At 63.4% G+C, this 16,930-nt stretch carries 17 protein-coding genes and 1 pseudogene; 10 read left to right on the top strand and 8 right to left on the bottom strand.

Features of this window, described 5'->3' with window-relative positions; all coding sequences use genetic code 11:
• Window positions 1-8 precede the first annotated feature (8 nt).
• Genes JQ574_RS33045 through JQ574_RS33025 form a run of 5 tightly spaced genes read left to right on the top strand, consistent with a single transcriptional unit; the run spans window position 9 to window position 5,411 of the window.
• The gene (locus JQ574_RS33045; protein WP_212204261.1) at window positions 9-890 is read left to right on the top strand and encodes a MoxR family ATPase; all 882 of its coding nucleotides are present in this window, start codon (window positions 9-11) and stop codon (window positions 888-890) included.
• A complete protein-coding gene (locus tag JQ574_RS33040; protein ID WP_212204263.1) occupies window positions 887-2,005 on the top strand; it encodes a VWA domain-containing protein in 1,119 nt (372 codons plus the stop codon). The genes JQ574_RS33045 and JQ574_RS33040 overlap by 4 nt, the downstream gene beginning before the upstream one ends.
• On the top strand, window positions 2,002-2,901 hold the full coding sequence (locus JQ574_RS33035) for an amidohydrolase (protein WP_212204265.1): 900 nt from the start codon (window positions 2,002-2,004) through the stop codon (window positions 2,899-2,901). The genes JQ574_RS33040 and JQ574_RS33035 overlap by 4 nt, the downstream gene beginning before the upstream one ends.
• A 40-nt stretch (window positions 2,902-2,941) precedes the next feature.
• Window positions 2,942-3,790 carry an MBL fold metallo-hydrolase gene (locus tag JQ574_RS33030; RefSeq protein WP_211995578.1) on the top strand — a complete coding sequence of 283 codons (849 nt, stop codon included), beginning with the start codon at window positions 2,942-2,944 and terminating at the stop codon, window positions 3,788-3,790.
• 22 nt (window positions 3,791-3,812) lie between these two features.
• A complete protein-coding gene (locus JQ574_RS33025; protein WP_212204267.1) occupies window positions 3,813-5,411 on the top strand; it encodes an isochorismatase family protein in 1,599 nt (532 codons plus the stop codon).
• Between the two features lie 82 nt (window positions 5,412-5,493).
• On the opposite strand, the gene JQ574_RS33020 is transcribed toward JQ574_RS33025, so the two are convergent.
• The 5 genes from JQ574_RS33020 to JQ574_RS33000 all read right to left on the bottom strand — a co-directional run bounded on the left by JQ574_RS33020 (window position 5,494) and on the right by JQ574_RS33000 (window position 9,775).
• A complete protein-coding gene (locus JQ574_RS33020; RefSeq protein ID WP_212204269.1) occupies window positions 5,494-6,093 on the bottom strand; it encodes a thiamine pyrophosphate-dependent enzyme in 600 nt (199 codons plus the stop codon).
• Complete coding sequence (locus JQ574_RS33015; protein WP_312014706.1) at window positions 6,090-6,647, bottom strand: thiamine pyrophosphate-binding protein; 558 nt, start codon at window positions 6,645-6,647, stop codon at window positions 6,090-6,092. The genes JQ574_RS33020 and JQ574_RS33015 overlap by 4 nt, the downstream gene beginning before the upstream one ends.
• A 180-nt stretch (window positions 6,648-6,827) precedes the next feature.
• Window positions 6,828-7,868: a serine hydrolase gene (locus tag JQ574_RS33010; RefSeq protein ID WP_212204273.1), complete on the bottom strand. Its 1,041-nt coding sequence runs from the start codon at window positions 7,866-7,868 to the stop codon at window positions 6,828-6,830.
• A gap of 215 nt (window positions 7,869-8,083) precedes the next feature.
• A complete protein-coding gene (gene greA / locus JQ574_RS33005; protein ID WP_212204281.1) occupies window positions 8,084-8,566 on the bottom strand; it encodes a transcription elongation factor GreA in 483 nt (160 codons plus the stop codon).
• Window positions 8,567-8,752: 186 nt separating this feature from the next.
• Complete coding sequence (locus tag JQ574_RS33000; protein ID WP_212204283.1) at window positions 8,753-9,775, bottom strand: LLM class flavin-dependent oxidoreductase; 1,023 nt, start codon at window positions 9,773-9,775, stop codon at window positions 8,753-8,755.
• Window positions 9,776-9,988: 213 nt separating this feature from the next.
• On the opposite strand from JQ574_RS33000, the gene JQ574_RS32995 reads away from it, so the two are divergent.
• From JQ574_RS32995 to JQ574_RS32985, 3 genes are all read left to right on the top strand, one after another.
• Window positions 9,989-10,993 (top strand): glycoside hydrolase family 3 N-terminal domain-containing protein, encoded by a 1,005-nt coding sequence (locus JQ574_RS32995; RefSeq protein WP_212204285.1) that lies wholly within the window; start codon window positions 9,989-9,991, stop codon window positions 10,991-10,993.
• A 111-nt stretch (window positions 10,994-11,104) separates the two neighbouring features.
• Window positions 11,105-11,311, top strand: coding sequence for a hypothetical protein (locus JQ574_RS32990; protein WP_192740564.1), 207 nt, complete (start codon window positions 11,105-11,107; stop codon window positions 11,309-11,311).
• Window positions 11,312-12,065: 754 nt separating this feature from the next.
• Window positions 12,066-12,686 (top strand): helix-turn-helix transcriptional regulator, encoded by a 621-nt coding sequence (locus tag JQ574_RS32985; RefSeq protein ID WP_212204287.1) that lies wholly within the window; start codon window positions 12,066-12,068, stop codon window positions 12,684-12,686.
• Between the two features lie 171 nt (window positions 12,687-12,857).
• Here the strand turns inward: JQ574_RS32985 and JQ574_RS32980 are convergent, their stop codons facing one another.
• The 3 genes from JQ574_RS32980 to JQ574_RS32970 all read right to left on the bottom strand — a co-directional run bounded on the left by JQ574_RS32980 (window position 12,858) and on the right by JQ574_RS32970 (window position 14,768).
• Complete coding sequence (locus JQ574_RS32980; RefSeq protein ID WP_212204289.1) at window positions 12,858-13,103, bottom strand: hypothetical protein; 246 nt, start codon at window positions 13,101-13,103, stop codon at window positions 12,858-12,860.
• Between the two features lie 248 nt (window positions 13,104-13,351).
• Window positions 13,352-13,744, bottom strand: coding sequence for a response regulator (locus JQ574_RS32975; protein WP_192740568.1), 393 nt, complete (start codon window positions 13,742-13,744; stop codon window positions 13,352-13,354).
• Window positions 13,745-14,042: 298 nt separating this feature from the next.
• Window positions 14,043-14,768: a Crp/Fnr family transcriptional regulator gene (locus JQ574_RS32970; RefSeq protein WP_212204291.1), complete on the bottom strand. Its 726-nt coding sequence runs from the start codon at window positions 14,766-14,768 to the stop codon at window positions 14,043-14,045.
• A gap of 975 nt (window positions 14,769-15,743) precedes the next feature.
• Between JQ574_RS32970 and JQ574_RS32965 the strand changes: the two genes are divergently transcribed.
• Together JQ574_RS32965 and JQ574_RS32960 are read left to right on the top strand one after the other, a co-directional pair.
• Window positions 15,744-16,160 (top strand): response regulator, encoded by a 417-nt coding sequence (locus JQ574_RS32965; RefSeq protein WP_212204293.1) that lies wholly within the window; start codon window positions 15,744-15,746, stop codon window positions 16,158-16,160.
• Window positions 16,161-16,517: 357 nt separating this feature from the next.
• Window positions 16,518-16,930: pseudogene (locus JQ574_RS32960) on the top strand (flagellar protein); the annotation flags it as partial.

Raw genomic sequence — 16,930 nt, 5'->3', positions numbered from 1 at the left:
GGCTCGGGATGGCGGTGCGCGGCAGTGTTGGTGGGATCGATCGGCCGGAGAAACTGGCCGAGGCGCTGCGCGCGGCCTATTACCTCGCCGATGACGGCTTTGCCACGGCCGGCTACCTCGCGCTCGCGCTCGGCAAGCCGCTGCTGCTGGAAGGCGCGCCGGGTGTCGGCAAGACCGAGGCCGCCAAGGCGATCGCCGGAATCATGGGACGGCAGCTGATCCGGCTCCAATGCTACGAGGGCATCGACTCCGCCGCTGCGCTGTACGAGTGGAACTACCCGCGCCAGATGCTGGCGATCCGCCAGGCCGGCGACGAGCCGATCGACATCTATCGCGACGATTTCCTGATCGAGCGGCCGATGCTGGCGGCGCTGCGCAGGCCGGAATCGACGGTGCTGCTGATCGACGAAATCGACCGCTCCGATCCGGAGTTCGAGGCGTTCCTGCTCGAATTCCTGTCGGACTTCTCGATCTCGATCCCGGAGCGCGGCACGCTGCGCGCGCATGAACGCCCGGTGGTGGTCCTGACCTCGAACCGCACCCGCGACCTGCACGAAGCGCTGCGGCGGCGCTGCGTCTATCACTACATCGCCTATCCGGATCCGGAGCGCGAGGCGCGAATCATCATGATGCGCTCGTCCTCCGTCGCCGAGGCCACCGCGCGCGCGATCGTCACGGCGGTCGGCCGGCTGCGGCAGGAGCCGCTGACCAAGCCGCCCGGCGTCGCTGAAGCGATCGACTGGGCGGAAGCGTCGACGCTGCTGGCGAAGTCAGGTGCGCCGTGGCCGGACGCGTTCCGCCGCGCGATCGGCGTGGCGCTGAAGGACGAGGAGGACCTCGCCTTCATCGCGCCGCGGCTCGATGCCATCATCGCGGAGATCGCGGCATGACGGTATCCGCCCTGCCGCGCGCAGCCCGGCCGCTGCTGGAGTTCATCGCACTGCTGCGCCGCAACGGCTTTTCGGTCGCGCCGGAACAGGGCCTGGCCTTTCTGCGCGCGATCGAACTGCTCGGCCCGCGCGATATCGAGGACATCCGCCGTGCCGGCGTCGCCACGCTGGCGCCGCCGTTCGAGCGGCAACCCGATTTCGACATGCTGTTCGACATGCATTTTCTCGGCCTTGCCGGCGTGCTGTCCGATCAGGTCGCCGACAGCGACGAGGAGCTGGAAGTTCAGGACGAGGGCGCCGGCTATGACGCGCCGCTATCGGACGAGGTCAACGAAACCGGGCAGGCGGCGACTTCAAGCGAGGCGCTGTCGCGGCGCAAGCTGCGGCCGGACGACGAAAGCCAGCAGCTGGCGCGTTTCAGCCGGCATTTGCCGGCCCGGCTACCGCGCCGCCGCGGCTATCGGATGCGCTCCGCCAAACGCGGCGCCGGCTTCGACTTGCAGCGCTCGCTGCGTGACGCGATCCGGACCGATGGCGAGATCTTCTATCTGCGCCGCCGCGAACGTCAGCTGCGGCCGCGCGCCATCCTGCTGTTGATCGACGTGTCGGGCTCTATGAAAGCGCGCTCCGACGCACATCTGCGCTTTGCCCATGCGCTGGTCAACGCAGCGCCGCGCGTCGAGGTGTTCACGTTCGGCACGCGGCTGACGCGGCTGACCCGCGCGCTGCGGCTGAAGAATCGCGAGCAGGCGCTTGCCGTCGCAGCCGACCTCGTGGCCGATTGGGACGGCGGCACCCGGATCGGCGATGCGCTGGCCGCCTTCCTTTCGGTGCCGCGTTTCGCCGGCTATGCCCGCGGCGCGCTGGTGCTGGTGCTGTCCGACGGGCTCGAGCGCGGCGATCCGGCGCAGATGACACGCGCGGTCGGCCATCTCGCCGCGCGCGCCTGGCGGATCGACTGGTTGACGCCGCTTGCTGCCGCGGCCGATTATCGCCCGGAGACCGCCGCGCTGCGCGCGGTGCTGCCGATGCTCGACAGCGTCGCCAACGGCGCGACGACGGAGCGGCTGTGCCGGCATGTTCTCGATCTCTCACGACGGAGGGCCGCCCGATGAGTAAGCCTGCGTCCGGCTGCGTCGATGCGCATCATCACATCTGGCGGCAGCAGGATCTGCCCTGGCTGCTCGGGCCGATGCAGCCGCGGATCTTTGGGCCCTATGAGCCGATCCGCCGCGACTACACCATCGCGGAATATCTGGCGGATGTTTCCGCCGCCGGCATCACGCGGTCGGTTTACGTGCAGGCGAACTGGGCACCGGCGCGCTTCCTCGATGAGGTCCGCTATGTCAGCGACGCCGCCCGGGAAACCGGCTGGCCGCACGCCATCGTCGCCTATGCGGATTTCACCGTGGAGGATGTGCGGCCTCAACTGGAGCAGCTGGCGGCGTTCCCGCTGGTGCGCGGCGTCAGGATGCAGTTGCACTGGCACGACAATCCGCAATACCGCTTCGCATCGGCTCCGGATCTGGCGCGCGATCCGACGCTCCGGCGCAACATCGCGCGATTGAACGAATATGGCTGGGCCTTCGATCTGCAGGTTTTCGCGCCGCAGATGGCTGGTGCGGCCGAGCTTGCCGATGCCTGTCCCGGCGTCAGCTTCGTTTTGCAGCATGCCGGCATGCTGGAGGATTTGTCGCCGGCCGGCATCGAAGCCTGGCGCACCGGCATGGCGCTGCTGGCGCAGCGGCCCAACGTCGTGGCGAAGCTGTCCGGCCTCGGCACCTTCCTGCATCGCAACGACCCGGCGCATATCGGTTTCGTGGTCGGCGAAACCTTGCGGCTGTTCGGCGCCGGACGCTGCATGTTCGGCTCGAACTTTCCGATTGAAAAACTCTGGACCCGCTACGAGGCGCTGTTCGATGCCTATCGCACGGCGACGCAGACGCTGTCCGCCGCGGACCGGCAGGCGATTTTTCACGACACCGCCGCCGGGATTTACCGGCTGGCCTGATCTTAGAGAACAACAGGATTCAACGAGGGGAAACGATCACATGGCGCTCGAAATCAAGATCCTGGACTACGGCGACATCGAACTGGAATCCAGCTTCCTCGTGCTGGGACGTGATTGCGGGCGCACCAGGCGGGTATACACATACGGCTTCCTGATCCTCGGAGGGCCGTGGCCGATGGTGGTCGATACCGGCTATCGGCACAATCAGATCATGGAAAGCCTCGGCATGCGCGGCCTGCAGCACCATGAGAACATGATCGAGAACCAGCTCGCCAGGCATGGCGTGCGGATGGGCGATGTGCGCTACGTCATGCACACCCATCTCCACATCGACCATGCCGGCAAGGACGAGTTGTTCCCGATGAACACGACGGTGCTGCTGAACCGGCGCGAATTGGAATATTCGGTGTCGGGCCTGATGCATCCGCAATATCCGGCGCCTGACATCAAGCATTTGATCGACCGGCTGCACACCCGCCACGCGTTGCGTCTCGAGGACCTCGAACTGTCCGGCCCGATCGAGGTCTGCCCCGGCGTCACCGTCGATGCAGCGGGCGCCCACACCGAAGGTTCGATGAACATCCATGTCGAGACCGCCGAGGGCCGCGCCACCATATGCGGCGACGTGATCTACGATTTCAACGACCAGATCGTGAATCCTTTCCACGAACTGCATCATAACGAGCCCCGCACCACAGGCAATCACGGCAACACCAAGCGCGAGGAGAAGGCGGCGATCAAGCGGCTGCTGTCCGGTTCGCGCTTCCTGCTGCCGGTGCATGACAAGCCGGCCAAGATCGAGCACGGCCAGGTCGTGGCGCGGCTCGACATGGCGGTGCCGGGACCGACGGTACAATCGCTGCCGTCACGCAATTGGTTCGCAGCGTGAGCGGCGGCTTCGGAGACCAGCGATGACCACGCATATCGCGCTGCGCCCGTCCTTTGCCGAATTGATCGACCTGTGGGCGCCGGTGCGGCAGGCCGGCACCGGATTCCAGTTCACGGAAGGGCCGGTCTGGCACCCGAAGACGCATGACTTGCTGTTCTCCGACATGCCGGGCGACGTGCGCCGCTGTCTCGACGCGCAGGGCGTTCGCGACGCGATGCGTCCATCCAACAAATGCAACGGCATGACCTATGATGCCGGGCTGAACCTGATCGTCTGCGAACACGCCACCTCCACGCTGGTACGCGAACGCCCCGACGGGCGGCGCGAGATTTTGGCGTCGCATTTCGACGGGCTGGAGCTGAACTCGCCGAACGACGTCTGCGTCAAGTCCGACGGTGCGATCTATTTCTCCGACCCGTGGTACGGCCGGATGCCGGTCTACGGCGTCGAACGGCCCCGCCAGCTCGGCTTCCAGGGCGTCTATCGTGTGCCGCCCCGCGGCGGCCCTCCGGAATTGCTGGTCGACCGCTATCTGTTCGATCAGCCGAACGGGCTGTGCTTTTCGCCGGATGAGCAGCGGCTCTACGTCAACGATACCGTCAAGCATCTGATCCGCGTGTTCGACGTCGATGCCGGCGGCGGTCTCCGCAACGGCCGGGTGTTCGCCTCCAACATCGTCTCGGCCACCGAGCCCGGCGTGCCGGACGGCATGAAATGCGACGCGCTCGGCAATGTCTGGGTGTCGGCGCCGGGCGGAATCTGGGTCTATACGCCGGACGGCCGATTGATCGGCAAGCTGCGCGTTCCCGAGCTGGTCAGCAATCTGACCTGGGGCGGCCCCGATTGGCGCACGCTCTACATCACCGCGACGCATTCGGTTTATGCGGTGCCGGTGAAGGTCGGACCGCGCAACGAGCCCTATATGCGCGCCGGCCAAAATTCGCCGGCCGCAGCCCGGCCGGAGCCGGCGCCGGTGGCCACCGTCAATCGGTCCGCAGCCCAAATCGCCGAGCCGGGTTACGCGGTCGATCCGACGCGCTGCGCGCTGATCATTCAGGACATGCAGAACGACGTCGTGATGGACGGCGGCGCCTTTGCGTCATCCGGCTCGCCGGTGCATTGCCGCGAACAGAACGCCATCGCCAACGCAAAGCGGCTCGCGGAGGCTGCGCGTGCCCGCGGCGTCCTGGTGATTCACGTCTGGTTCGTGGTCGAGCCGGGCGCGCCTGGCGTGACCGCGAATGCGCCGCTGTTCGAAGGGTTGATCGACGCAAAGGCACTGGTGCGCGGCACCTGGGGCGCTGCGCCGGTGCCGGGACTGGAGCCGCACGCCGGCGACCAGGTGGTGGAGAAAATGCGGATGAGCGCCTGGGAGGGCACGAGGCTGGAGGCCATGCTGAAGGCGGCCGGGCGCGATTTCGTCATCGTCACCGGTGCCTGGACCAATATGTCGATCGAGCACACCGCCCGCACCGGCGCGGACAAAGGCTTCTACATGATCGTGCCGGAGGATTGCTGCTCGACGATGAACGCCGAATGGCACATCGCCGCGGTGAACTACGCGATCCAGAACGTGGCGATGGTGACCCGCGCCGACGACCTGATCGCCGCGATGTCCTGATCGAGGTTGCCAAGCCGGCGGGCCCCGGCATCGCGAGGTTGAGCATGTCCCGCGTGTTGCCGTTCAGCGTCCTTTATTTCTGTCAATTATACAGCGAGCCGTCGCCCAGCACGGATTGCCTGAAGCGGGTGCTGAGGATACCGCCGTCGGCCGGCGGCAGCACGAAGTAAAGCGCTTCGGGATTGATCTTGACCTGCGCGAACACGGGCCCGTTGCCGCGGTGTGCGAGATCGCGGATCTCGGTGACCTCGGCCATGGTCCTGACGATCCGCGATGTCCTGAAGCCGGCGGCCGTGGCGATCCCGGCGAGATCGACGCCGGCTGCCGTGTGGGTCTTCTGCATTCCGGTCTCGCCGAAGCGCTCATTATCAAGCACGGCGATAGTGAGGTTAGGAGGGTTCTGGACCGCGATCGTGGCAAGCGCGCCGAGGCTCATCAGCATCTCGCCGTCGCCGGTGATGACGAGCACCCGGCGCTTGGGCTGCGCGATGGCAAGACCAAAGCCCATCATGGCGGCCGCGCCCATCGCGCCCCAGAGCGGGAAGTTGTTCGGGCTGTCGCCCGCAGCCGAGATATCCCAGTTGGGGGCGCCGAGCCCGGCAACGACCAGGAGATCGCTGCGATCGCGCAGCAATTCATTGACGACATCGCGGCGATGCAGCAGTTCGTTGGGAACGTTCATTTGCGGGCAAGCTCCTTGAAATTCTTGGCGCCGAGCACGCGCTGTCCGATCAGGACGGCGGCGGGCCGCCAGGTGTTGAAGGCAAGGTTGGCCGCGCCGGATACGGTCGAAGCGACCAGATGCGGCTCGTCGGCGCGCGTCACGATCACGCCCATGGCTTCGAGGACGGCCCTGGTGCCCTGGCCCATCGGGACCTGCCACGGGTTGAACTCACCCCATTCGCCGCGCATCGTCACCAGCATCAAGAGCGGCATGCGGCAGATCATCGGCAGCGACAGCATGTTGATGCAGTTGCCGACGCCGCTCGATTGCAGCAGCAGGACGCCGCGTTCTCCGCCGAGCCAGGCACCTGCCAGCATGGCGATCCCTTCCTCTTCGGTGGTCAGTGTGATGACACGGGCTTGAGGATCCGCCTCGAATGCGCGGATGAGGCGGCTGTGCCCCGCATCCGGCACCATTCCGACCTGGCGCACGTCAGCCTCCTTGAGGACGCGGTACACGTCGTCGGGCCAGGTCGGCAGTGCGACCGGCTCTTTCTTCTGCAGATCCGCCACGGAGAGGCTCCCCTTTTTCTCGATCTCGAACACGCGTTGCAGGGATAGTACGACGCCGTTTCGTCGAGAAGGTATGCAAAATTGAAAAGCGGCCGGTCGCGTCAGCCCGGCTCGCTGCACCGCCATATGACAACACGGGAGCCACAGGCCGGGCGACTTATGACGGCCACCGGCGCGTCGCTATTCTCGCGCCAATTCAGGCAGCACGTGGTAGCGGGCGATCTCATGCGGAAATTCGCCGCGGTTGGCGAGCAGGACGATACCGACCTTGTGCGCCGGCACCAGGCCGAGATAGGCCGACGCGTTGTTAAGTCCGCCCGGCTTGTCGACGACGGTCACGTCGTTCAAGTGGATGTTTTCCCAGGCCATCGCCTGTCCGAACTTCTCGGTCACGTGAAATGCCTCACGCTGCGTCATCTGCAATGCTTGCCGCAACTGCGGATCGATCGCCTCTCCATCGATGAAGGCAGCCAGAAAGGTGGCCAGATCGCGCGCCGAGGTGAACATCTGACCAGTCCTCGGGAAATCGTAGTAAGTCTGCTGATCTCCAGGGGGACCAATCGCCATGCCCGTATCGGAGTAGCCCTGCACGACACGCTCCATCAGTTCCGGAGCCAGCATGGCGCGATGGTCCGGCCCGCGCTCGGGAAGGAATGTCTGGTTCATGCCAAGGGGCTTTAGAATACGCGCCTCAACGAGATCACCGATGGGTCGACCGTAGCGACGTTCGAGCGCGAGCTGCAGCAGCACATATCCCGCGTGGGTGTAGATGCGCTGCTTGCCCGGCTGCTCGCCTGATGGCGGCGTCCAGGCGTTGAGCGCCTCGAAGAATCGCGGCAGCGTGAACGAATCGTTCGGCCATGGCGGGTGATCGGTCGGCAGCAGGAGCCCGGATGTATGCGTTGCCAGTTCGCCGATCGTCACGCGTTTGATGTAGTCGCCGCGCAGCTCGGGGACATATCTGCTCACGGGATCATCGAGACGGAGTTCGCCGCGAAGCGTACCCAGCGCGACCAGGGTTGCCTCAAACGGTTTGCGCACCGACGCTACGCTGAACAACGTGTCTGAAGTGATCGGCTGCCTTGTCGCTTCGTCGGCGACGCCGTAGTTGAAAAACTCGGTGTGACCCGCAGCGTAGACGGCCACAGCGAGACCGCCCGGCTTCCCCACGGTCTCCGGCGCCAGATAAGCCGTGACGATGTGCTGAATTTTGGCGTCCATGCCAATATCCGCGACCGACCCGCCCGCCAGCGCGAGTAGCAGAACGGGAAGAACGATCAGGCCTGTCGGTCGATGATGTCGCCACCGGCGCGTGGAACTTGTCACCATACTGGGCCATCGTCTCGTTGACGCCGATGGACCTTTTTGCGGGCACGATTCTGGCGCTTGTCGGGAAGCGCCCGTCAATTTGCTGTGAGTTGCCGAATTCCTTGGGCTCAGGAGATCGCAATGATCTCGAGCTCGTGACCGGATACGCCGACGACATCTCCGACAGCTTTGCCCATCAGAGATATTGCCACCGGGGACACGAAGGAAATGGAGCCGGCCTTGGGGTCCGCTTCGTCCTCTCCCACGATATGATATTTCTGCACGCGCCCATCCTCGCGCCTGAAGGTCACCGTGCTCCCGAACGCAACCTTGTCGACTGACGTAGGCTTGGCGACGAGCTGAGCCGTCCGAACTCTCGCCGCAAAGTAGCGCGCATCCCGCAAGGGCGTTGCCGCTTGCCGCCGCCGCTCATTCACGTCTTCGATCTGCTGCGCCGTCTCGTACGCCTCGCGCGCCTGTTGCAGTTGAAACTCGAGCGCCTTCAATCCCGCTTCCGTAACCAGGTTCGGATGAGCAGAGATCGGGCGATCGGGGAGCAGTGTCTCCGATGCGGTTTCGGCACTGTCTTCCTTGGTGAAGGCAACGCTCAACTCGGCCTCCTTTCGAGTGGGATATGCCAGGCAACGGAATTGTAACACAACGCTCGGCGGTTTTTGCGTATCACATATCGCGGAGCGGATGGAACCTGGTTGCCTCTTTTGGGGTACCGCCTGTTCTGAAGGTCGCTCGATCCCGGCGCGAAGCGGATGCCAGCCGTGGAAACGTCCCAACAGCCCTTAGCGCCACCCGAGCGCGGGCGCCACGTGCGTCAGAATCGATTCAATGACATGGGCATTGTAGGCGACGCCGAGCTGGTTCGGGACGGTCAACAGCAACGTGTCGGCCTCATTGATCGCCTCGTCTTTCCTCAGCTGCTCAATCAGCACGTCCGGCTCGGCCGCATAGCTGCGGCCGAAGATCGCCTGGGTCTCCGGGGAGATAAAGCCGATCTGGTCATCCTCGTCTCCACCGCGGCCGAAGTAAGCGCGATCACGATCATCCATGATGGCGATGATGCTGCGGCTGACGGACACCCGTGGCTCGCGCGCATGGCCTGCCTCCTTCCACGCCGAGCGGTAGGCCCTGATCTGGGCGGCCTGCTGGATGTGGAAAGCCTCGCCGGTTTCGTCGTTCTTGAGCGTCGAACTCTGCAGGTTCATGCCGAGCTTCGCTGCCCATATTGCCGTGGCGTTCGAGCCGGCTCCCCACCAGATGCGATCCCGCAATCCTTGGGAATGCGGTTCAAGTCGCAACAAGCCTGGCGGATTTGGAAACATCGGACGTGGATTGGGCTGCGCGAAGCCATGGCCGCCCAGCACGTCGAGAAAGACCTGGGCATGGCGCCGGCCCATGTCGGCTTCGGTCTCGCCTTCGGCCGGTTGATAGCCGAAATGCCGCCATCCATCGATGACCTGCTCGGGCGATCCCCGGCTGATTCCAAGTTGCAGGCGCCCGCCCGAGATGAGATCGGCCGCGCCGGCGTCTTCCACCATGTAGAGCGGGTTCTCATAGCGCATGTCGATAACGGCCGTGCCGATCTCGATGCGGCTGGTTTTCGCGCCGACCGCTGCCAGCAACGGGAAAGGCGAGGCGAGTTGGCGGGCGAAGTGATGAACGCGGAAATAGGCGCCGTCGGCGCCCAATTCCTCGGCCGCGATGGCCAAATCGATGGATTGCAGCAGCGTGTCCGCCGCCGAGCGGGTCTGCGATTGCGAAGAGGGTGTCCAGTGCCCGAACGACAGGAATCCGATGCTTTTCATGCGGGGTCATCTAGGTGCTTTCTGTCGATTTGCCACCGTCACCGCGAGCGGGACTGTCCGCGCACCGAACATGGAATCGACTGCTCGTCTCCGTCTCCCGCGCAGGCTGGACCAAAAGTGCTCTTGGGTGTTACAGGGTCGAAACACAAGCCGGTCGAACATCGTTGAGTGTTGTTGGCTTTTCGGCACGCGGGATCGGTGATCAGGACTGCCATGCCCGTCGGCGAACTCTTCATTCTCGGCTTCTTCGGCAAAACCATCCCGGCATGGCTGCGGGAATTTGCGGCCAAGTACGGCTTGGGCGGCGTGATCCTGTTCGATTATTCCTGCCAGACGCAAAAATACGACAACAACATTGAATCGCCGGAGCAGGTGCAGCGTCTCTGCGAGGAGATCTCCCGCCTGCCGTCGCGGCCGATGGTGTTCATCGACCAGGAGGGCGGGCTGGTGCGGCGGCTCAAGGAGAGTAAGGGGTTCAAGCCGCTGCCGAGCCCGAAGGAATTCAACCATCTTGCTTTGAGCGAGAAGCGGGAAGTACTTGCCGCCAGTTTTGCCGAAATGCGCCGTCTCGGCATTCACTACGACTTCGCGCCCGTCATCGACGTTGATTACAATCCCGATAATCCGAACATCGGCAAGATCAAGCGTTCCTGGTCCGCCGATATCGGCGAGGTGGAGGCCAATGCGCTGCTGGTGAGCGAGGTCGCGCGCGCGGCGGGCATCGGGCTTTGTCTGAAGCATTTCCCCGGCATCGGCGGCGCGGTGGTGGATTCGCATCAGGAGTTCATGGACATTTCCGACAGTCTGCGCACCGAGCAGGAAGAGCTGTTCTATTCGCTGGCGCCAAAAATGTTCGGCGATGCCGTGCTGGTCAGCCACGCCATCGTCAGGCAATGGGACCGCGACAATCCGATGACCCTGTCTGCCGCCGGCCTTGCCCGGTTGCGCCAGCGGCTTCCCAATACGCTCCTGATCACCGACGACATGCAAATGCAGGGTCTGCAGAAGGCGTTGGGCACGCGGCAAGCCAGCCTTCAATCGCTGAGGGCCGGTATCGACATGCTCTGCATCGGCAACAATCTGTTCGATCAGGAGCGGGAAATGGCCGCCATCGCCCAATCCGTCGAGCAATCCCTTGATAATGGGACCTTAACGGGTTCCGCCATTAAGGAATCGATCGCCCGCGTCATCAGGCGAAAGGCGCTTTTGGCGGCCTGATAGGCCCCAACGGCTGGCTATGCGTACCGGCGCGCCGGTTCCCCGCCAACGATGGGTTGCCTTGCGAGGCCGTTGAGACTACAAGCCTTTTTTCCAACGGGAAGACAGGCGATGGCCCACAATTACGCAATCAATGACGACGTGCACCACCAGCTGCAGGGGCCGCAGGGCCGCGCCACCGTCAAGGAACGCAGCATCTACACCATCGTCACCTGCCTGCCGATCGAGGCCGACGGCCGCCCGCGCTACCGCATCAAGAGCAAGACCGAGAACGTCGAGCGCGTCGTGACGGAGGAGCAGATCAGCCGGCTCGGCTGATCCGCTGCCATTCTTCATTTGGACGGCTGCTTGTTTGGACGGTTGGTGCGCGCCCGCAACGCCTTGTCGTGCGCGGCGATGTCGACATCGCCGTCTGCCTTCTCTTGATTTCGTTACTGTTGATGTCGCGCGTCGGTCATCGCGCGGCCTGCACCTAGCAAATCGGTGAAGCCGTGGTCGCCTGCGATCACAGTGTTTCTACGGCTCTCTGTGAAGCAATTCACACGCGGGTGCCGGCACCGGCGTTAACGACGGCGCATGACAACGCGGCGGAAAGCATATTGGTGGTTCAGGCTCGTCGCCTCGGGACGCTTCCTCGAAAAGTTCCTGTGCTCCCGCGCAACTGACCCGCGTCGAGGTTGCGTCCGATCCGTCGCTTAGCGGAAACAGCGACGAATATTTCATCGAAGCTGCGTCTGCGAATTGCCGGTGAGGCCCCCACATGCGGCTTGTTGCGTTGCCGCATGGCTGCCTAGTTTAAACAGTTCAGCGGATGGGACCATAACGAATCAAATTGAGTGCATTAGAGAAGCAAATACCCATAAGGCGAAATTATGAGGGATTGAGCCGCGAGGCCAACGCATTTCTACGAGCCGTAAAACTACGGAGTCCTGAACCGGTGGCATCGTACTTCCTCGATTGAAGGCCAAAACCCCTCGCATTGGTTCAGTTTCCGGTCCACTTGCCGGTTCCCCGTATTCTTACTGGTTAAAAAATTAACCACCGGCGGCGATGGAATCGATAAATTAGTTATATGTCGCAGCAAGACCATCGAGCCGGTGATTCCCACTTTCCGACGTGGATGGAAACCGTCACGCCTCTCGAGAGCAATCTTGAAATCGTCCAGTTGTCCGTCGCGCGTGCTCGCGCAACGGAAGAAGCGGAAGCGTCGATCGCTCGCCAGTTGAATGGACCGCTGACAGCGCTGCTGCTCTACATGAACGAGATCAAGCAGCACAGCCACCAGTTCTCCGAGGCGCCCGGCAATCGCGTCTACCTGCAACAGGTCGTCGACAACGCGGTTCAACAACTCGAACGCGTCTGCGTCGTGGTGAAGCAGATGTCGGACAAGCATCCCGCCTTTGCTTCTGAATCCGATCGCAAGCAGGGGCGGGAGAGCCAGGCCAACCGCACCAAGGATGGCGGTCGCACGCCGGGGGTGATGTTCGCCTCGGAGTCCGGTCAGAAGCCGCTCACCAAGCGCGAGCGCGAGGTGCTGAGCCTGATCAGTGAAGGCTGCTCCAACAAGCAAGGCGCCTTGCGGATGAACATCAGCCCGAGGACGTTCGAGAGCCATCGCGCCGAAGCCATGCGCAAGCTTGGCGCCCGCAACACCGCGGATCTCGTCCGCAAGGCGTTGTTGCAGCCGGCCTGATTATTTCATTTGCTCAGAATGCAAATGTGCACTGCGCCTGCGGTGGAAGCACCGCAATGCTGCAGGTTCACAAAAGCCGATTGCAATCGCGACAGGGCCGACGGGGTCGGACCAGAGGGTGATCCGGAACAGCGGGAGCCGGATTTCCGAGAAGATCGCGCCAGGTTGCGCTCAGCAGAAGTCTTCCGCGAATGAGCGCATGCGGGGTGCGGGCCGGGCGGCGATGGCCGGTTTTGGGCCTTCCGGGATGATGGTGATCACCCAGGCCGCCGGAACACTCGACTTGTTTTCCACGATCGATCGAACGTGGCCGGTGACGGCCGAGCCGGCCGAGCGGAAGGTTGCGGTTCTGCCGTTGAACTGGGCGATACGGAAACGCCGCACTTCTTTCTGATCGCTCGTTTCGAACGTGAACATGAGGGTGCTCCTTGGTCCACGCGACTATCGCGATTCAACGTTATCCGTCTGTGAAAATCGTAAACCGTAGTAGTACGGCAAGCCGCGCCTGCGGCGCGCGGGGCCGTCCCGTCCGGACACTGCGAGGCAGGTCGGATGCCGCCTCGGCGTTCGCCGATACCGCTTTGCGTCTGATGGCCGCGAGGATAGAGGGCGAGGCGGCGCTGGATGGCGGCCTTCAGCGCGACGCGGCGCGCCCGGGCACGATGCTATTCGGCCGCGCTGGGGAACACGGCTTCCATCTTGGTCTTCAGCGTCGCCGCGTTGAACGGTTTGACGATGTAGTTGCTGACGCCGGCCTTCTTCGCGGCGATGACGTTCTCCGTCTTCGATTCCGCCGTTATCATGATGAAGGGCGTGTTTGAGAATTCCGGGCTCGCGCGGACTTCCTTCAGCAGGTCGTAGCCCGTCATCGGCTCCATGTTCCAGTCGGAGATCACGAGGCCGTATCGCTTGCCCTGCATCTTGGCGAGCGCCGCCGAGCCGTCGCTGGCATCGTCGACGTTCTCGAATCCGAGCTGCTTGAGGAGGTTGCGGATGATGCGGATCATGGTGCTGTAGTCATCGACCACCAGGATCGGCATCGACAAATCAAAAGCCATGTCTTTACTCCGCGCAGCTAGCAAACCGCCGAACACGGGTGAACTCGCGTGGCATTCGAAATCGTCTCGATGCTCTTTCCCGAACCTGCCCGTCAGCACCGTGACAAGTATCAGGGGTCATTGAACAGCGCGTTAACTCGCGGCCGAATAAATCCCGGGCAAATGCCGGGGCCTGGCCGTAATTATACGGTGAGTTCCCGGCTGGCCGGATCGCGGGGCGCAATCTTCACGCGCATCGCCCGGCCGGCGCCTATCAATGGGCTCGGGAGCCCGCCCGCCCATGGACAGCGGCCGAGGGTCACGCCGCCGCGCAATGGATGCGCGAATGCAGCAGGCGGTCGTACTGGGTCTTGACCGTCGCGTAGCACTCGCAGGAGGTCCTGATCAGGCCGTCCAGATTGGTGATCTCGATATGTCCGCGGCTGTAATGGATGAAATTCGCCTGCTGCAGCGTGTTGGCCACCAGCGATACGCTGTTGCGACGCGCGCCGATCATCTGCGCCATCGCTTCCTGGGTCAGCACGAGCTTGTCGCTGCCGGACAGGTCGCGGGTATGTAACAAGCAGCGCGCCAGCCGGGACTCTACCGTGTGCGAGGCGTTGCAGCCCGCAGTCTGCTGGATCTGCGCGTAGACCGCCAATCCGTGCCGTGCCAGCAAAGTGCGCAGCGTCGCGCTCTGGTCGGCAGCCGCCCGAAGCTGATCGAGGTCGATCGTCGAGGCCACGCCGGGGACCAGCACCAGCGCGCTGTTCAGCGCGATCGGGTCGCCGAGGGCGGAGAATGCGCCGAAGATGCTGTCGCGGCCGACCATCGCGATCTGGACGTGCTCGCCTCGCGCGAGCTTGACCACGAGCGAGATCACGCCTCGGTGCGGCAGGTAGGCGCGCTTGAGCGTCTCGTCGACTTCCACCAGCACCAGATCCTGGGTGAGGTCGGCGGAGCGCAAATGCGGGCGGATCAATTCAAAATCGTCCGCAGTCAGCGAAGACAAAAATCCATTCGGGGAACGAGGGGCTGAATCCAAAGCAGTCTCCTGCCTTACGGTCAAAGCCGGTCTCAGGGTGCCAGGCACCAAAAATATGCAATATACGCCGTCAAAAATGCCCGTTCATCTTGCCATGAATCGCCGGCGGGAAATATCGGCAAATAGCCGCACTCTGCCGCTGCCTTGGCTCCGTTGGCGCCACTGCGCCTAGTGGCCGCCTGAAGGCGCCCAGCCCTGAGAAGGGAGGTGGTGGCGTCGGTCGGTGCTGGCCCGGCGTCGAAGGTCACGGACGCCGACGAGGCTGTCGCGGCCCATCTTTGCGACCTCCAACGTCTGACCTTCGGAAAGGCTGACCACCGTTGAAACGACCCCCTGAGGGGCAGGTAGACCCCGCGGCCAAGGCGCCGGCCTTGCTCGGGACCCCGCCCTCGGCCGGTTCGACGGTCTCAAGTACAGCCAGGGACTGGCACTCTGGTGCGGGCAGAGCCTGTAACAGGCGACTAGGAGGGCGCCCGCACTCTCAATCCCGGCCGAAGGCGGGACTTGAACGGTCTCGCATCAGCTATGCCGCCGCGTGGCGGAATGGTCCCGAGCTTGCTCAAGGTTGTGGAACCCGCCCTATACACTGTGGAGGGCAGACAGACTCGGCCATTTGCGACGGAATTGCGAATAGTGCGCTGATTCGCAAGGCAAAAGCCGCTCGAGAAGGCCTTGATGCGCCGTTGGGGTGCCTGATCAGGCGTGTCGTCGGGTTGGCGTCGTTATGTGTCTCTTGCAGCGCGTCCGATACGGCGGAGGAGGCCGTCATGCGTCGTATTTTGGTTGTCGATGACGACCTTCATACCCGCCTTGCGATACGCGCTGGCTCAATCAGTGCGGTTTCAGGGTCGCTATCGTGGATGGCGGGCCCAACGGTCTCGCAACTTTGCGTCGAACCAGACAAAGGGTGGCGGCTGCGCACGTGCTGCGACTGAGGAGCGATTGAAGACAGATATCTTGCTTCGGGGGGCTGAAATGACACGGGTACTCGTTGTCGATGACGATCCGATGGTTTGCATGGCCATTGAGATCTATCTGGAACGTCACGGGTTCGAAGTGATGATTGCCGATGGCGGCGAAGCCGGGCTACGCGCTCTCGAAGATGCCAGTTTCGACCTGATGATCGTCGATATCTTCATGCCGCATATGCGCGGTTTCGAATCGATCCGGATATTCCACGAGCGCGCGCCGGCCATTCCGCTGGTCGCAATGTCCGGATACGCGTTTGCGAATCTCGACTCGCCGGCGCCGGACTTTCTGCGAATGGCGCTCGAACTCGGCGCGGCGCGCTGCCTGCGCAAGCCGTTTACGCCGGCGGCGCTGCTGACGGTCATTAACGAATGCCTCGACGAAGCGCGGACGCGCTATGCGGGCGTCGCCGAGTCGAGATAAGCACTCCAGGCTATCGCCGCCTTCGGCCGCGGCCCGACGTTATCTTCTCCGTTGTACCGGTTCGATTGGTACCGTCGAGGCGCTTGTCGGCGGCTTGATCACCGTGAATGCAGAACTCTGAGATCGTTCCCGCTCGCGGGAGCGAGCCGCATGCGATCGGTTGCGAAACTCTGGCCGTCCGCGTCGGTAAGAATCTGTTTACCATAAATGATGATGCAGCGACTTTTTCCGCCGTCGCGTAGTCGTGCGGACATGCAAGTTAACCAGTGGGTAGGCGTGGGGAGACCAGTGTGGCACGGGCGCCGAATGAAAGTTGCGGCGTTGCGTCAACAGCGTTCATCCAGAAGGATATGAGTCATGTCAGGTATTGTTCTCTCGTCGTCGGTTCGCCAGAACCTTCTCTCGCTGCAGTCGACCGCTGATCTTCTCGCGACCACGCAGTCCCGCCTCTCGACCGGCAAGAAGGTCAACACGGCGCTCGACAATCCGACCAACTATTTCACCGCCGCCTCGCTCGATAGCCGCGCCAGCGACATCAACAATCTTCTCGACGGCATCGGCAACGGCGTGCAGGTCCTGCAGTCCGCCAACACCGGCATCACTTCGCTGCAGAAGCTCGTCGACTCCGCCAAGTCCGTCGCCAATCAGGCGCTGCAGACGACGGTCGGTTTCTCGACCAAGTCGGCGTTCACGTCCGTCGATATCGCGGGCGCAACGGCCGACAATCTCGTCGCCGATCAGGACCCGACCAACGCTGCGTTCACCGGTAC

The organism is Bradyrhizobium sp. AUGA SZCCT0158 (assembly GCF_018130065.1).
Classification (GTDB): Bacteria; Pseudomonadota; Alphaproteobacteria; order Rhizobiales; family Xanthobacteraceae; genus Bradyrhizobium.
This window is presented reverse-complemented; position numbering and strand designations above follow the sequence as displayed.